The 15,884-nt window shown below is 63.3% G+C and carries 15 protein-coding genes; 2 read left to right on the top strand and 13 right to left on the bottom strand.

The genetic code is table 11. The annotated features are described in order from the left end of the window. Positions 1-43 precede the first annotated feature (43 nt). Positions 44-1,594 (top strand): M81 family metallopeptidase, encoded by a 1,551-nt coding sequence (locus KIO76_RS21485; RefSeq protein ID WP_213325637.1) that lies wholly within the window; start codon positions 44-46, stop codon positions 1,592-1,594. A 151-nt stretch (positions 1,595-1,745) separates the two neighbouring features. Here KIO76_RS21485 and KIO76_RS21480 read toward each other — a convergent pair whose 3' ends face one another. From KIO76_RS21480 to KIO76_RS21465, 4 genes are all read right to left on the bottom strand, one after another. Then, positions 1,746-3,059 (bottom strand): extracellular solute-binding protein, encoded by a 1,314-nt coding sequence (locus KIO76_RS21480; RefSeq protein WP_213325636.1) that lies wholly within the window; start codon positions 3,057-3,059, stop codon positions 1,746-1,748. A 76-nt stretch (positions 3,060-3,135) separates the two neighbouring features. Then, positions 3,136-4,317, bottom strand: coding sequence for an ABC transporter ATP-binding protein (locus tag KIO76_RS21475; protein ID WP_213325635.1), 1,182 nt, complete (start codon positions 4,315-4,317; stop codon positions 3,136-3,138). Between the two features lie 5 nt (positions 4,318-4,322). Continuing rightward, on the bottom strand, positions 4,323-5,186 hold the full coding sequence (locus KIO76_RS21470; protein WP_213325634.1) for a carbohydrate ABC transporter permease: 864 nt from the start codon (positions 5,184-5,186) through the stop codon (positions 4,323-4,325). Further along, complete coding sequence (locus KIO76_RS21465; RefSeq protein WP_213325633.1) at positions 5,186-6,136, bottom strand: carbohydrate ABC transporter permease; 951 nt, start codon at positions 6,134-6,136, stop codon at positions 5,186-5,188. Before KIO76_RS21465 ends, KIO76_RS21470 begins: the two co-directional genes overlap by 1 nt. A 226-nt stretch (positions 6,137-6,362) precedes the next feature. On the opposite strand from KIO76_RS21465, the gene KIO76_RS21460 reads away from it, so the two are divergent. Beyond that, positions 6,363-7,142, top strand: coding sequence for an SDR family oxidoreductase (locus tag KIO76_RS21460; RefSeq protein ID WP_213325632.1), 780 nt, complete (start codon positions 6,363-6,365; stop codon positions 7,140-7,142). Here the strand turns inward: KIO76_RS21460 and KIO76_RS21455 are convergent. From KIO76_RS21455 to KIO76_RS21415, 9 genes are read right to left on the bottom strand one after another with little or no spacing between them, the layout of a single operon-like run. Beyond that, on the bottom strand, positions 7,126-8,031 hold the full coding sequence (locus KIO76_RS21455) for a helix-turn-helix domain-containing protein (RefSeq protein WP_213325631.1): 906 nt from the start codon (positions 8,029-8,031) through the stop codon (positions 7,126-7,128). The two genes, KIO76_RS21460 and KIO76_RS21455, sit on opposite strands and share 17 nt — an antisense overlap. Positions 8,032-8,048: 17 nt before the next feature. Continuing rightward, positions 8,049-8,930 (bottom strand): NAD-dependent epimerase/dehydratase family protein, encoded by an 882-nt coding sequence (locus tag KIO76_RS21450; RefSeq protein ID WP_213325630.1) that lies wholly within the window; start codon positions 8,928-8,930, stop codon positions 8,049-8,051. Between the two features lie 3 nt (positions 8,931-8,933). Beyond that, positions 8,934-9,599 carry an RraA family protein gene (locus KIO76_RS21445; RefSeq protein ID WP_213325629.1) on the bottom strand — a complete coding sequence of 222 codons (666 nt, stop codon included), beginning with the start codon at positions 9,597-9,599 and terminating at the stop codon, positions 8,934-8,936. A gap of 21 nt (positions 9,600-9,620) precedes the next feature. Beyond that, positions 9,621-10,835 (bottom strand): enolase C-terminal domain-like protein, encoded by a 1,215-nt coding sequence (locus tag KIO76_RS21440; RefSeq protein WP_213325628.1) that lies wholly within the window; start codon positions 10,833-10,835, stop codon positions 9,621-9,623. Between the two features lie 37 nt (positions 10,836-10,872). Then, entirely contained in the window at positions 10,873-11,631 is a 759-nt protein-coding gene (locus tag KIO76_RS21435) for an SDR family NAD(P)-dependent oxidoreductase (protein ID WP_213325627.1), read from the bottom strand. Beyond that, entirely contained in the window at positions 11,616-12,686 is a 1,071-nt protein-coding gene (locus KIO76_RS21430; RefSeq protein ID WP_213325626.1) for an ABC transporter ATP-binding protein, read from the bottom strand. The genes KIO76_RS21435 and KIO76_RS21430 overlap by 16 nt, the downstream gene beginning before the upstream one ends. Continuing rightward, positions 12,679-13,716, bottom strand: coding sequence for an ABC transporter ATP-binding protein (locus KIO76_RS21425; RefSeq protein ID WP_213325625.1), 1,038 nt, complete (start codon positions 13,714-13,716; stop codon positions 12,679-12,681). Before KIO76_RS21425 ends, KIO76_RS21430 begins: the two co-directional genes overlap by 8 nt. Before the next feature lie 8 nt (positions 13,717-13,724). Continuing rightward, positions 13,725-14,888: an ABC transporter permease gene (locus KIO76_RS21420; RefSeq protein WP_213325624.1), complete on the bottom strand. Its 1,164-nt coding sequence runs from the start codon at positions 14,886-14,888 to the stop codon at positions 13,725-13,727. A 2-nt stretch (positions 14,889-14,890) separates the two neighbouring features. Next, entirely contained in the window at positions 14,891-15,883 is a 993-nt protein-coding gene (locus KIO76_RS21415) for an ABC transporter permease (protein WP_213325623.1), read from the bottom strand. Position 15,884 lies beyond the last annotated feature (1 nt).

The following is a 15,884-nucleotide window of genomic DNA, read 5'->3' as shown; positions in this document are numbered from 1 at the left end:
GCAGGCTGAGGCTATCCTTCCATCCAGACAATGGATTTGCGAGATGAACAGGGCCACTTTGCCTCAGCCGCGCGTCATGGTGGCGCGGATCTTCCATGAATCGCACGGGTTCAGCCCGCTTCCAACGCCACAGGATTGCTTCCTGGTGTCCCGGGGTGACGCGGTCCTCAGCGAGGCGAGGGGATCTGGAACAACGCTAGGCGGCATTATTTCGGCCCTCGATGCAGCGGGCGTGGAACTGATGCCGGTTCTCTCGGCCTCCGCCCCGCCAAGCGGCCTCGTTGAGCACGACTTCTACCTGAGCCTCAAGCAGGAAATTCTTGCAGCCGTTAAAGCGCATGCCCCTGATGCCATCGCTCTCGAACTACATGGAGCGATGGGCACTACCGTCCTGCCAGATGCTGAAGGCGACCTTCTGCGCGACTTGCGCCTGGCCATCGGTCCGGATGGCGTGATCGGCGTTGGCCTCGATCTCCATGCGCATCTGACAGAGGCCATGCTGGTGGCCTCGGACATCTGTATTGCCTGTAAGGAGAATCCCCATTCCGACGTCGTCGCTTGCGGAGAGAAGGTCGCGCGCGGCATCCTCTCCGTCCTCGATGGATCGCTCCGGCCTGTCAGCACCCTGGTAAAGATCCCCATGCTGCTGCCGGGCGGTAACGAGACAGCGACAGGTCCACTCCGCGATCTCCACGACATGGCTCGTGGTCTGGCGGCGCAAGCCGCGGGAACGTGGGATATCTCGCTGTATAACGTGTTTCGCTTTCTCGACGACGCTGGAATGGGGCAGGCGGTGGTCGTCACCAGCGCCGAGGGTACGGAGATGAGCGCCCGCGCCGCGGCCTCTGAGCTGGGCGAAGCCTTCTGGCGCAAGCGGAGCGAGTTCGTCGACCACCTCATGTCAATCGATGAGGCCCTTGATCATGTCGCAGAACATGCCGGTACCACGCCTTACGTGCTCGCCGACATGGGAGACCGGGTGCTTGCGGGAGCACCGGGAGATTCGACGGCGATCCTGAGGGCCCTGTTGTCTCGCTCGGACGGCCTGCGCGCCGCCGTGCCCATCACCGACGCGGTCAGCGTGGCCCGGGCCCAGCAGCTGGGTCCCGGGGCAATCGCGCGTTTTCAGCTTGGCGGCGGGATGACACCGGGTTTCCTGCCGATCGATGTCGAAGCCCGCGTTGTGCGCATCGGCGACGGGATGTTCAACATGCGTGGTCCTTACAGAGGGGGCGAGCCGACCGCGCTTGGCCCGGTCACGGTTCTGGAGATCGATGGGCGCGTCTCGGTTCTCGTCACGAGCAAGCCTGGCTTCACCCATGATCCAGCCGCCTTTGAAGACAACGGCATCATGATTGCGGACCAGGACTGCATCGTCGTCAAATCCGGCTATCACTTCACGCTGAACTTCGCCGGCCTCGCAAAGCCCTTGATGCTGCGAACGCCGGGGATCGGCTATTTCACCCAGGGTATGTTCAACTGGACAAAAGGCCGTTTCTGGCCTGAACACGATGTGGGCCCGATGCCCATCGGATCTCCGGTGGTTTTCCACCACGCGCGCGGCGAAGCCTCCCAAACTGCGGGGCCAACTTAAGACCCGGCGGGGGGGAAGCCCGTCCGCCTGGACATCGAAGCTTTGCCCTTAGTAAGACGTCGCTTTCGCCTTCCCAACGGCACTTTGGTCGCCAGCCATCATCCAAGCGAAAGCTTGCCGATCGTCTGATACCGGGAGCGGTGCCTGATACCTATTGCGCGTCGGCGAACTTGCGCTCGGCTTCCTGAAGGGCTGCCTTTGGCTCGACCTTGTCGAGGATGACGCGGCTGACCGCTTCATTCAGCGCGGACTGGAGAGTGCGGGTGTTGCACTCCGTTGGCTCCATCCAGCTCGACGTGCTCCAGGCATCGACCATGGTCGTCATCCACGCATTGGCGGGCTGCTTGAGGAACGGGCTGTCCAGCAATGATTTACGGATCGGCACCTGCCCGCCGACCGTCATCCATTTTCCGATCGCCTCCCTGCTGGCGAGATAATCGATGAACTTGCTCGCTTCCGCCAGGCGTGGTGATTTTTGCCAGGCGGCGATCCACCAGCCGGATACTGGCATGGGCGCCGGCTTTTTGCCCGACCACGACGGCCAGGCGATGATGCCGATATTGTCGCCACCGAAGGCCGCTGCCTTCGCGATCACGCTGAAGCGGAGGTTGGAGGTGATTGCCATGGCGTAGCGCCCGGCCGTGAATTGCTCGGTGATATCGTCCACGTTCTGGACGAGGGCTTCCTGCGGCGTGACCTTGTCCTTGGTGATGAGGTCTGTCGTGAAGGTCAGCGACCTGATGCCTTCCGGAGTGGCATAGTTCGCCTTGCAGGTATTGAAGGGGCCGCCCTCCTGGTCCAGCATGCCGATGAGCACCGGCGTGCTTTCCGTCTTGATGGCGGCAAGCGGCATGCCGAAGCCCCAGACATCCACGCGGCCATCGCCGTCCTTGTCGGTGGTCAGCTTCTTTGCGGCGGCAGCCAGCGCGTCCCAGCTCGTGAGAGTGGCAGGGTCGATGCCGGCGGCCTTGAGCAGATCCTTGCGATAATAGATGACGCTGGCGCCGTGGAAGAGCGGCATGGCCATGAGCTTGCCGTCTTTCAGTGCGGCATTCCATCCCGCTTTCACGAAGAAGTCGTCGCGCTCGGCCTGCGACCATGCGTTCACGGCCAGCGCGTTAAGATCAGCGCCCGCGCCGGATTGTGAGAGGCCGCCGAGGTTCTTCGCATCAATCCAGACCAGATCGGGATTACCGCCCGTGCGGTGGCCAAGGAAGAACTTTGGCGGCATCTGCGCGAAGTCTTGCGGCTCGACCTTTATCTTGATTGATGGATTGGATGCCTCAAAGCCCGCGATGATCTCCTTCAGCGCCACCTCGCGGGGCGAGGTCTTGTTGGGGTCAAGGAATGTCCACATCGTGACGGTCGTCTGGGCCGCGAGTGGTTGCGCGACGATGAGACTGGCAAAAATGCCAGCAAACGCCACCGCACGGGATCGTAAAGCACGCGACTGTTGAGCTGACATTGGTTTCCTCCCTCTCGTTCGGGTTATTGACCAAAGAACGACCAGTGCATTGCTGGCCGCGCTCGGTAACTTCTACTCACGCCGTTCTTTCGACGACTTGGCTGTAGGTTTTTTCCAGATGCGCGGGTTGATTCCCGCCACCAAATCCGACGTCCTTTTCGGGCACCGGAACCGCCGCGCCGGTTTCCGGATCGAACAGGTGCACGGCCGCAGGCAGAAGAGCGGCGTGAAGATGGTCACCACGCGTCACCGGATAGCTTGATGGTACACGACAGCACAGCGCGATGCCGGCATTGGTCATCGCATAGACGATGACGTCTGGGCCCGAGAGTTCGATCTGGGAGACCGTGATGGGAAAAGCGCCCGGCATCTCCGCGGATACCAGCGTGACCGCCTCGGCACGAAGTCCGAGCTTCAGCGGCCGTCCCGTGACGGCGCTGAAATCCGCAGCGCCGTTTCCGAGCGGCAGCGCTTCGCCACGGCAGAGGAAGTGGGGAGCGGGGCTTGTCTCTATGCTTCCCTCAAGAAAGAGGGTTTCGCGCTCTCCGACAAAATTGGCAACGAATATATTCGCAGGGCGATTGTATATCTCGAAGGGGGGCGCGTATTGCTGCAGCTTGCCTTTGTCGAAAACGGCAATGCGCGATGACATCGACAGAGCTTCTGCCTGATCGTGCGTGACATAGACGATTGTCGAGCCGATAGCCGCATGGAGCGCTTTGATGTCGTGGCGCATGCGAATGCGCAAACGCGCATCGAGATTCGATAACGGCTCGTCGAGAAGAAAGACTTTCGGTTCTCGTATCATGGCCCGGCCGAGTGCGACGCGTTGCTGCTGTCCGCCTGACAATTCCCGGGGATAGCGATGAAGAAGGTCCGGCAGGCCGAGCGCGTGGGCGACGGCGCTGATGCGGTTCTCGATCTCCTGCTCCGGGCGCCGTCGCCCACGAGCTCGCAGAGGAAAGGCGAGGTTCTCGAAGACAGTCATATGGGGATAGAGTGCGTAGTTCTGGAAGACCATGGCTATGTCCCGGTCTTCGGGCCCGATATCGTTGACGATGCGATCACCAATGAGAATTTCGCCCTCGTCGGCCTCGATGAGCCCTGCAAGAAGCCCGAGCGTCGTGGACTTGCCGGAGCCGGAGGGGCCGAGCAAGGAGACGAACTCACCGGGCTCGACCTTGAGATCGAGGCTGGACAGAGCTTCCATGGAACCGAAGCGCTTTGTCACGCTGCGAAACTGGACGGATGTGGTCATGACGCTCAGCTCTTGACGCCGCCACTCGTCATGCCGCCTAGGAAAAAGCGCTGGAAGGCAATGAACACGACGATGACGGGAATGGTGGAGAGGATGGCGGAGGCGGTGAGCGGCCCCCATTCACGGCCGTAAAAGCCGAGATAGCCATAGATTGCGACCGGGAGTGTTCTCACCGCATCGGACGATGTCATCGCCACGGCGACGACGAAGTCGTTCCAGGCAAATGTGATGACGAACAGGCCGGCGGCGACGAGGCCCGGACCCGACAAGGGCAGAATGACCTTGCGCAGGGTCGCGAACCGCGAATAGCCGTCGACGCGCGCCGCATATTCGAGCTCGATCGGGATGGTGAGAAAATATCCATAGAGGACCCAGACGGCGATCGGCAATTGATAGGCTGTATAGAGAAGGGCAAGGCCTGTCAGGCTGTCGAGAAGCCCGAGCTGCGCAAGGAAGGTGAAGGTTGGAACCAGCAGGGATGGCAGGGGTATGCTCATGAGCGCGACGATCGCCAGAAGCAGCAGGTTGCTACCCCGAAATTTGATCCGCGCCATGGCATAGGCCGCAAGGCTGCCAAAGGCCAGGCAGCAGAGAACCGTCGCTATCGACAGTATGACACTGTTCAGCATGTAACGCTCTATGCCTGTGCGAAATAGAAGCGCGTAGTGCTCCAGTGTCGGATGGGCGGGCAACAGTGTCGGCGGAAACAGGGCAAGCTCGGATGCCGTCTTGAAGGAGGTTGATAACCCCCAAAGTATGGGGAACAGCGCGACGAGCGCTATCGCGACGTTGATGGCGCGGCGCACGAGCCGTCGTGTTCGCTGACGGCGCTTCCAAAGCGGGACCGTAGCCTTTGCTGAAGTCGCCATCACGAATTGCTCCGACGGCGTTCGCTGAACAGCGCGACATTGATGCCGATCAGCACGATGTTGAACAGGAACACGAGGATGGCGAGTGCGTTGGCCTCGCCGATGCGTGCGTCGAGAAAACCGAGCCGGTACATGGCAAGCCCCATCGTCTGCGTCGCGCCATTCGGGCCGCCACCGGTCAACACCAGCGCGAAGGTCAGCACATTGACGAAATGAATGAGCAGGCGCACCACGGCGATGAGGATGGGAATGCGCATCAGCGGCAGCGTGATATGACGGAAGCGATACCATGTGCTCGCTCCATCGACGCGGGCGGCGGCATGCAGTTGCGGCGGAATGCTCTTCAAACCGGCAAGCAGCAGGATCATGGCGAAGGCGCTGTCACGCCAGCCGGCATTGAAGATGAGCGCGCCCATCGCTGCCGTGGGGTCCGCCAGAATGGTCGCGTCACCAAGCCCGAAAGGCCCGAGCGTCGCGGCAACCAGTCCTGAATCCGTGGAGAAGATCCAGCGAAGCAGCAGGGATCCCACGAGCATCGAGATGACGTAAGGCACCAGTGCCGCGGCGCGGGAAAATATATTCCAGCGCGTGTCCTGCTCGAGATAGAGGGCAAGGCTCATGCCGACAGACAGCGTCAAGACCAGCGCTCCTACGGCGAAGATCGCCGTTGCGGCTAGACTTTGCAGCACCATTGGGGATGTCAGGACGCGCCAGTAATTGTCAAAGCCGCGAAAGGACGTCAGCTCGAAATAGTCTACACGGTAGAGGCTGTAGTAAAAGCCAATCACCAGCGGTGTGACGACGAACAGGATTTCGAGCACAACCAGCGGAATGATGAAGCCATAGGCGCGTATCTCGTCGACGGAGGCAAACCGCCGCCGCCGCCGTGGAATCACGAGCGGCTTCGATGGTCGGTTGCTCCAATAATCTGCCGTGTCTGGCAGGGCCATCGGACGTTCCTCTTATCGTTTCGGTGAGAGTGCGGCGAGGCTTCCGGGGTTACAATGACGGTTTGCTGCAAAACGCATGGTCGGGGAGGGGGGCGGTCAACCAGCCAATGAGCGGCCCTCGGGCTTTGTCGCGATTGAACAAGGTTCTGTCCCCTCATCGCGGCTATCGTTCGTACCATCCGCAATAAAGACGCCCGCCAGGGCGCCGGGCTGGGAGCTAGCATCGATGAGACCTGTCGCCATTGTCACCGCCGGTAGCCACGGGATCGGCGCGGGCATCTGCCCGGTCCTCGGCCGCAATGGCTGGGATGTTGCCGTGAACTACAACACCTCCCGCGCCGCGGCGGAAGATGTCGCGGCCGCCGTTCGTGATGCGGGTGGCCGCGCCATCGCCGTCCAGGCCGATGTGACGGATGAGACGGCCGTCGTCGCCATGTTCCAGCGGGTGGACGCCGAGCTCGGTCCGGTCGCTGGCCTCGTCAACAACGCCGGCGGCGGGAAGATCGTCCTTGGTCCCGATGGCGCGCGCGTGGAGGACGCAACGGCTGATGAGATGCACGCCATCATGGCCCTCAACGTGGTGTCCACGATGCTTTGCACCCGTGAGGCGGTGCGCCGGATGTCGACACGCCACGGCGGCAAGGGCGGTTCCATCGTCAACATCTCCTCGGATTGCGCCCGGCGCGGCGGACCGACGAGCCGCAAGGCAACGGCGGAGGGGCTCGTGCTTTACGCCGCCGCGAAGGCGGCGGTTGACGGCTTCACCCTCAACGCGGCCGTGGAGGTTGGGGGCGAGGGCATTCGCATCAACGCGGTGAGGCCAGCAACCGTCATGACGCCGGCTCATGATGTGGACGGCCCGGGCCATTATGAGCGCATGGGACGGATCATTCCGATGGGCCGGCCGGGCCGTCCGGAGGAAATCGCCGAGGTCGTCCTGTTTCTCCTGTCCGAGCGGTCATCCTTTGTGACAGGCGCGTTCATCGATGCTACGGGCGGCCGCTGAGTGATGAGCCTTCGCCCGCATCCTTGATGCGGGCGAGTATGTGGAGGCAGGCGCGGACGCGGTCGTGCAGATCGGCGATGACGGGGTCCGCGATGTCACGGCCGGCATGAAAACGCGGCGTCCAGCCGAGCATCAGCGCGAATTCTATGCCGAGTTCCTGGCCAAGGACACGCTCCAGGCGGAAATAGCGCGCGAGATTGGGGCAGGCCGTGCCCGCGACATAGGCCTCTATGACCCCGCGCGAAATGCCCGTCGCCTCTGCGATATCGCCGATGGAACGGCCGCCGTCGCCGTTCAGCATGCGTTTCAACCGGTAGCTCAGTCTTGCAGCGATGGCTGTCGGCGTGATGTCCTGCGCATGCAGGCTTTGCGCGAATTCAGGCAGCGTATCGGCGGTGCGCGCGGCTGTGATGCCGGATTGCGGCCGCGCGGGTTTCGGTCCCGACGGCGGTGAGATGTGCAATTGCGTCAAGGCCTGGTCAGCGCGCAGGAGTGCCGTCTCCAGCGCATTGAGGTCGAGAGCCTCGGGCGGATCGTTGCCGATGCGCGGCGTCCACCCAAGCATGCGGTTGAGGTCCATCGCGACCTCGGGGCCCATGACGACCACGAGCCTCTTGTACTTGGCGAGGTTGGGGCAGGCGGTTCCCCGCACATAGGCTTTCAGCGTGCGTATGTCGATCAGGGTGCGCGCCGAGATTTCTGCGTAGCTCCAGCGCCGCCCGGGCCCCACGAGGTCACGCAGCCGGCTGGACAGGCGCTCAGTGACCTCGGCGGGCGTGATCGCGCGTGGCGCCATGCCGTCGGGCGACAGGCCGGCCATGGGTTTCAGGCGTTTGGGCGGAGGCCAGGCGACGGGCGCCTCACGAACGGCGTCGGCGAAAGACGACATCAATGCCCTCCCTGTTTTTATGCGGGCACGATGCGCTCTATCGCGTCGGGCGTCCATCGCCATTCCGCGACGAAGCCGAGTTCCCGCCGTGCTTTCTCGGGCGACAGGACCGCTTGACCCGGATGCCAGCCAGCAAGCCTTGGAAGCTCACCATAGACCGCGGCGAGCGTAGTTTCCGCCTCGGGCATGGCGAAGGGCCACGGGGCGGCGATGTTGTAGAGCGCGAAGCCCTCTTGCCCGCCACGGTCGATGGCAAGCCGGCAGGCGCGCGCGGCATCGCGTACATCGACATAGGCCCATTGGCTCTTGGCCGCCTGTGCAGGGTCTCCGAGGCGTTTTGCGGTGTGTTCGGCGAACCGCTCGGCGGCCCAGATCACCGGGAAACGCAGCGCTGTGATGCAGATGTTGGAGCGCGCCGCGACCATGGCGCAGATCTGCTCGCCAACGAGCTTGCTCAGCGCATAGCCTTCACGCGGGCGGCAGGGGTGCGTCTCGTCAACGGGCAGCCTGTCGGGCGGGATGACCCGTGGCGCATAGGCCAGCCCCAGCGCCGACTGGCTTGAGGCATAGACGAAGCGGCTGATGCCAGTCGCTTCCGCCGCGAGCAGGATGTTCGTCGTCGCGGTGACATTGCCCGTGAACACGACCTCCTCGCAGGCGGCCTGAGGCGTCGCATAAGCGGCGCAGTGAACGACCGCATCGACGCCATCCAGCAGATGCCCCAGCCGTCCGCGGTCGCTGAGGTCGTCTACAACAGGGCGCACGCCGTCCGGCACGGGCCGTTCGAGGCGATCGAGCGCGATGACCTGATGACCCGCGGAATTGAGGGTGGAGACCACCGCGCGGCCGAGCAATCCGGCGGCGCCCGTGACGAGGATGCTGCGGATAGGTGGCGTCATCGCTCAGAACTTGCCGAACTTCTTGTAGAGATCGGCCAGGGACGTATCGTCCTGGATGGCGTCACGGATACGGTTCTCCTTCGAGCAGACCTCTTCCGAGCGCTGAAGAACTTCCAGCGTCAATTCGCGCGGAATGATCACGACGCCGTCCTCGTCCCCGAAGACATAGTCGCCGAAATTCACCCGCACGCCGCCGATGGACACAGGGCAGCCGAAGTCAACGATGTTGAAACGACCAACCGCGTCGCCGGGAATGCAATATTTGTGGAAGATCGGAAAGCCGGCGCGGCGGATATATGCGGTGTCGCGGATGCCGCCGTCGACCACGGCGCCGACGCAGCCACGCCGAGCCGCGCCCGCGCTCCACAACTCTCCCCATACGCCCGTTTCCTCGTCACCCATGGTGTCGTAGCAAGCCACCACATGGGGCAGGAAACTGTCGATGACGCGCGGGCCCATGCGCTTGGTCTGGTCGCGTGTCGCATTCGACATCCCGACGATGGTGAAAGCCGGTCCAGCGACCATCAGGCGATGGTCCAGCGGCCGGATGGAGTGATGCACGAACTGGAACCGCAATTCGTAGGAATCGAGCACATCGCAGACCGCCGGCGTATAAAGGCGCTTGAAGCGCTCGGCGATGGAAGGCCAATCGTGATTGTCGAGCTGCATTGTTCTGTCTCTCTTGGCACGTTACCAGGCGGGACTGTGCGGTGCCCAACCCGGGCGTGCGCTGTCTGCGAGATTGGGGTTGAGAAAGCGGTCGCTGGCGGCGCCAGATGTCGCCAGCGCGCTGTATTTCGCGAGCTTTTCCTCATCGATCTCGACGCCGAGGCCGGGGCCGTCCGGCGGCGTGACGAAGCCGCCGCGGGGCTCGATCTTGCCACCCCGGATGATGTCGTCAGCGAGATGCAGGTTCATGCAGTCGATTGCGAGCTTCATATGCGGCATCGCGCTTGCCACATGAATCATCGTGGCCCAGGCAATGCCGAGTTCGGCGCTCGAGTGCATCCCGAGATCGATGCCGGTGGCGTGGCACATGCGATCCGCCGCCATGGTGGCCCGCACGCCGCCCCAGTACCAGATGTCGCTGAGGACGACGTCCACCGCGCCGAGTTGCGTGGCGGGATGGAACTCCTCGAACTGGGTGACGCACATGTTGGTCGCAAGGGGTGTCGTCACGGACTTGCGAACCTGCGCCATGGCGGCCGCGTTCCAGCAAGGATCCTCGTAGTATTCGAGATCGATCGCGTCGAGCTGCCGGCCAATGCGGATCGCCGTGACGGGTGTCCAGCTTCCTTGCGGGTCGAACCGGAGCCGCATGTCACGGCCGAAGGTTTCGCGCAATGCGTAGAGCACGTCGCGATCGATCTCGGGTGAGAAATAGCCACCCTTGAGCTTCAAGGCCGAGAAGCCGTGGGTCGCGACCTGCGCCTTGGCGAAATCCACGAGTTCATCGACGGTGTGGATCTTGCCGTGCCCTTCGGCATTCGCATGCCTGTAGAAGAGATAGGACGCGACAGGCACTTCATTGTGGATCTTGCCGCCCAGGATGCGATGCAGCGGCTCACCAGTCGCCTTGCCGACGAGATCGAGACACGCGATCTCGAGCCCAGCCATCAGCGGTTCCGGCTTCTGCCAGGGATAATAATTCCAGTGCTTGATACGGTTGATCAGGCGCGTCGACTCCCAAGGGCTGGCGCCCTTGAAGATGTTTTCAAACATCCGGAAGGTATCGGCCTTGTAGCGTGCCGAAGTCTCGCCGTATCCGACAAGCCCGTTTTCAGCAACAATCTTGATGAGCACGCGCGGGTAGGCGCCGAGCGAGCCGTAACAGGTCAGGATCGGGGCCTCGACCGGTACGGTGACGGGTATGCACTCGATCGATTCAATTCTCAGGGAGCTCACAGCAGCATCCTCATTGCTGGATCTTCACGCAGCAGCCTCAATCCATATGCAGGCCGCCGTTCACATCGATGAGTTCGCCGGTGATGTAACGGGCGCCCTCGGAAGCGAGGAACACGACAGCGGGGGCGATATCGTCGGGAACGCCGCGACGGGCCAGGGGGATCGTCGCGCGCAGGACTTCGGGATCGTTGGTCAGCTCGAAGTCCTTAGAGAAGGCCGTGCCGATGACGGACCCGGGTGCGACGCCATTGCAGTTGATGTTCCAGGGCGCGAATTCGTGCGCGGCCGCCATCGTCATCGTCCAGACCGCGCCTTTTGATGATGTGTAGTGCGCGTAGGGCAGACGGCCGCCGGTTTTGCCGGAGATGGAGCACAAGTTGATGATGCGGCCCCATTTGCGGGCCTTCATGGACGGCACGGCGGCCTGCATGCACCAGAGCTTGCCCTTGACGTTGACGCCATAGAGACGGTCGAACTCCGCATCGGTGATCTCCTCGATCTTGGCGAGGCCGACAACGCCGGCATTGTTGACGAGCACATCGATCTGGCCATGCTTGCGTGTAGCCGTCCCGACAATGTCGAACACCGCGTCGCGCTTGGCGACGTCGAGCCCGTGGGCTTCCGCCGCGCCCCCGGCTTCCCGGATCTCGCCGGCGGTGCGTTCGGCTGCCGCCACATCGATATCACTCACAACGACCACGGAGCCCTCCGCGCCGAAGTGCCGCGCGATAGAGCGGCCGATGCCGCCCCCCGCCCCGGTGATGAAGACGACACGTCCCTTTAAACCGTTGTCCATAATTGTTGTCCTTCCTGGGAAATGGCGGGCTGCGCCTGTGGGATCGCGGGACTGGTGGCCGCGATCTCCTCGGCGTGATGACAGGCGACCTCGCCGCTGCCGACGATGCGACGCAGGGCCGGCGCCTCGGTGCGGCAGCGCTCAGTGGCAAAGGGGCAGCGGGGATGAAAATGACAGCCGGACGGTGGGTTGGCCGGGTCGGCGACCTCTCCCGCGAGGCGAATGCGTCGCGCGTGGGCCGATTTCGGCCGGTGGACGTCTGGAACCGCCGACAGCAACGCCCGACTGTAGGGGTGCAGCGGCTGCCGGAAGATATCCGAAGTCTGGGCGATCTCGACGATGCGGCCGACATACATGACGGCGACCCGGGATGCGATACGCCGGACGACACTCATGTCATGCGAGATGAACAGATAGGTCAGACCAAGGCTCGACTGCAGCTCGACCAGGAGGTTGAGAATCTGCGCGCGAATGGAGACGTCCAGCGCCGAGACGGCCTCATCGGCAACGAGAAGGCGGGGCCGTGTCGCGATGGCGCGGGCGATGCCGATGCGCTGGCGCTCGCCACCGGAGAAGGCATGGGGGTAGCGGTCGATGTATTCAGGGCGCAGGCCGACCTGCGCGAGGAGCTGGCCGACGCGCTCGCGCAGCTCCGCGCCTCTGGCGAGGCCGAAATTGCGCAAGGGTTCGCCCACGATATCGATGACCCGCATGCGCGGATTGAGCGAGGACTGCGGATCCTGGAAGACGAGACGGATCTCGGAGAACATAGCGCGGCGTACCGCCGGATCCGCCTGGACGAGATCCACCATCCGCCCATCCGCACGGCGATAGCGGGCCGAGCCTGCTGTTGGACGGTAGGCGCCGACGAGCGCCCGGCCCGTCGTCGACTTTCCGCAGCCGGACTCGCCGACAAGGCCAAGGGTCTCGCCCTCGATGAGGTCGAAGGAGATGCCGTCCACGGCGCGAATTGTCGTGATCTCGCGCTTGAGAAAGCCTTTGCGGCGGTGAAAATGCTGCTGCAGGTCGTGGACGGACAGGATGGGCTCAGCCATGGACCGCTCCCTCAATGCTCTGGACCTCGCCACACGACCAGAGATGACACCTGACCTGTGTCTCATGGTCGAGCGCCAGGAGATCCGGCGCGGTGGTGTCGCAGAGTCCGGGCATCATCTCCTCGCAGCGGGTGCTGAACGGGCATCCGCGTGGGCGAGCGAGGGGATGCGGGACAATTCCCGGTATGGCGCGCAGCAGCCCGTCGCCTTCGATATCCGCGACGCAGCGCAGAAGCCCCCGGGTATATGGATGACGGGGTTGGCCCAGGACATTGCCGGCAGGGCCCGCCTCCATGACCTGACCGAGATACATGACGACGACGCGATCCGCGATCTCCGCCACCACCCCCAAGTCATGGGTGATGAAGACAATCGCCATGCCGAGTTCCCCCTGCAAGCGCAGCAGCAGTTCGAGGATATTGGCCTGGGTGGTGACATCGAGCGCCGTCGTCGGCTCGTCCGCGATGAGAAGGCTCGGCTCGCAGGCGAGAGCCATGGCGATGCAGACACGCTGCCGCAGCCCGCCGGACAGCTGGAAAGGGTAAGTATTCAGTCGTTGGCGGGCGCCCGGAAAACCGACCTTCTCCAGCGCATCGACCGCGCGTTCGCGGGCTGCCCGCGCGCCAAGGCCGAGGTGCAGGCGAATGCCTTCCTCGATCTGGCTGCCGATGGTGTGCACCGGTGACAAGGCGGACATCGGCTCCTGAAAGATCATGCCGATCTCACGTCCACGAATGGCGCGGTAGGCGGCCGAATCCGGGGGGATCGCCGCGAGATCGACCGTCGATCCATCGCGGCGCCGGAATTCCATCCGCCCGCCGACAACCCGGCCGGGGCGACGCACGAGACCCATGATCGAGCGCGCGGTGATCGACTTGCCGGACCCGGATTCACCGACGATACAGACGGTTTCTCGATGTCCGACCGTGAAGCTGACGCCATCGACCGATTTCACGATGCCGCCCGGCGTCGTGAAATGGGTGCGGAGATCGTCGACCTCGAGCAGGGGCGCAAGCGTGGGCGCTCTCATGTCTGCACTCATTTCTGATAGGGGTCTGCGGCATCGCGGAGGCCGTCGCCAAGAAAGCTCAGGGAAAGAACGGCGATCATCACGGCGACGCCGGGCGCGAACAGCCAGGGCGCGCTCGCGAGCGAGCGGATGTTCTGCGCTTCCTTCAACAGCACGCCCCAGCTCACCATGGGCGGCTGCAGGCCGAGGCCGATGAAGCTGAGCGCCGTCTCCGACAGGATCATCGTCGGCACGGCGAGCGTGGTCGCGGCGATGATGTAGCTGTAGAACGAGGGCAGCATGTGCACGAGGATGATGCGTGTCTGCGAAGCGCCATCGAGCCGCGCCGACACGACGAAATCCTCGCTGCGCAGCGACAGGAATTTGCCCCGTACGATCCGCGCGATGGTCGTCCAGCCGATCAGTGACAGAATGACCGTGACGGCGAAATAGACCGCGAGCGGATGCCAGGTGAGAGGAACGGCGGCCGCGAGACCCATCCACAAAGGGATCGTCGGGATGGAGCGGATGATCTCGATCGTCCGTTGAATGGTGCTGTCCACGAAGCCGCCGAGATAGCCCGACAGGCCGCCGAGCACGACGCCGATCGCAAGACTCATCAGGACGCCGACGAGGCCGATCGACATCGAGACGCGGGCGCCATGGATCGTGCGGCTGAGCACGTCCCGCCCCAGCCTGTCCGCACCGAGCAGGAAGAACGGCTGGCCGGCCTCGATGGGGCCGAAGAGATGGAGGTCGCTCTCGAACAGCCCCATGAAGCTGTAGCGATCGCCCTGGACGAAGAGCCCCACGGGAATGATCGTATCGGGATCGGTCACGAAGCTGCGTCGCATGGCGCGGGGGTCGATCTGGACACGATAGCCGAGGACATGCGGTTCGAAGCGCCAGCCGTCGGCCGTAGCGCGGAACAGATGCAGCATTTGAGGCGGCGCGTAGGTGTATTGGGGCTTCGATGCCTCCGTCGAGGCTGGCGCGATCGGGTCGGCGAGGAGCGCGACGACATAGATCGCGAGCACGACGATGCCTGACGCGAAAGCGAGACGGTGGCGGCGGAAGCGCCACCAGATGAGGCGCCATTCGCTGGCACCGGCCAGACGGTTTTCCTGCGCGGCGATCGCGGCGGGAACGGCCGGAGCCGCTGCGGCGGTTGTCGTGTCAGTGGCGGACGACATGGCTACTCCATCGCATGGCGGATGCGCGGGTCAAGCAGCGCTAGGAGAATGTCGGAGATGAGCGTGCCAACGACCGTCAGAAACGCAAGCAGAAGAATGATGGCGCCCGCGAGATACATATCCTGCGCCAGTAAGGATCGCAAAAGCAAGGGACCCATCGTCGGAATATCGGCAACGATGCTGACGACGGCCTCGCTCGATACGATGATCGGTATCATCCATCCGAGCTTGGATACGATCGGATTGATCGCGATGCGCGCGGGATATTTCATTGTCAAGCGAGCCTCTGTCAGCCCCTTGGCGCGCGCGGTGTCCACATAGGGCTTTGACAACTCGTCGAGCATGGTGGCGCGCATCACCCGGACCACCTCCGCGGTGCCCGCCGTCGCGAGAACGACGACCGGTATCCACAGATGCGCCATGAGGTCGAGGACGCGCCCCACGGACCAGGGGGCGTCCTGATACTGCGCGCTGAACAGGCCGCCGGGGTTGGCGTCGAACAGGGTGAAGCTTGCGTACATCAGCACAAGCGTCATCAGCACGTTGGGGACGGCAAGGCCGAGAAATGAGAGGAATGTCGCCAGATTATCCCCAAGCGAATACTGCCGCAGCGACACATAGATGCCGCAGGGGATCGCGACCACGGCCGTCAGCGCCAATGACAGAAGCGCGATACCAAGCGTGACCCAGAAGCGAGGCGCGATAACATCGAGAACCGCCTTGTTCCACTCGAAGGATTGGCCGAAATCAAGAGCGGTCACAATATTGGTGATCCACTTCAAATACTGGACAAGGATCGATTGATCGAGCCCATAGCGCTCCCTGAGCAGCGCGATCTGCGAGTCGGCGAGGCCTTCCCCTTGTGACGCGAGCTGGGAGGCGAGCGTGTCGAGAAAGTCGCCGGGCGGCAATTGGATCACCACGAAGACGATGGCCGAGATGATGAGCATCGTCGGCACCATCAGCGCGGTACGCTTGATGATGAAAGCAAGCATG

Source organism: Chelatococcus sp. YT9, assembly GCF_018398315.1.
Lineage (GTDB): Bacteria > Pseudomonadota > Alphaproteobacteria > Rhizobiales > Beijerinckiaceae > Chelatococcus.
This window is presented reverse-complemented; position numbering and strand designations above follow the sequence as displayed.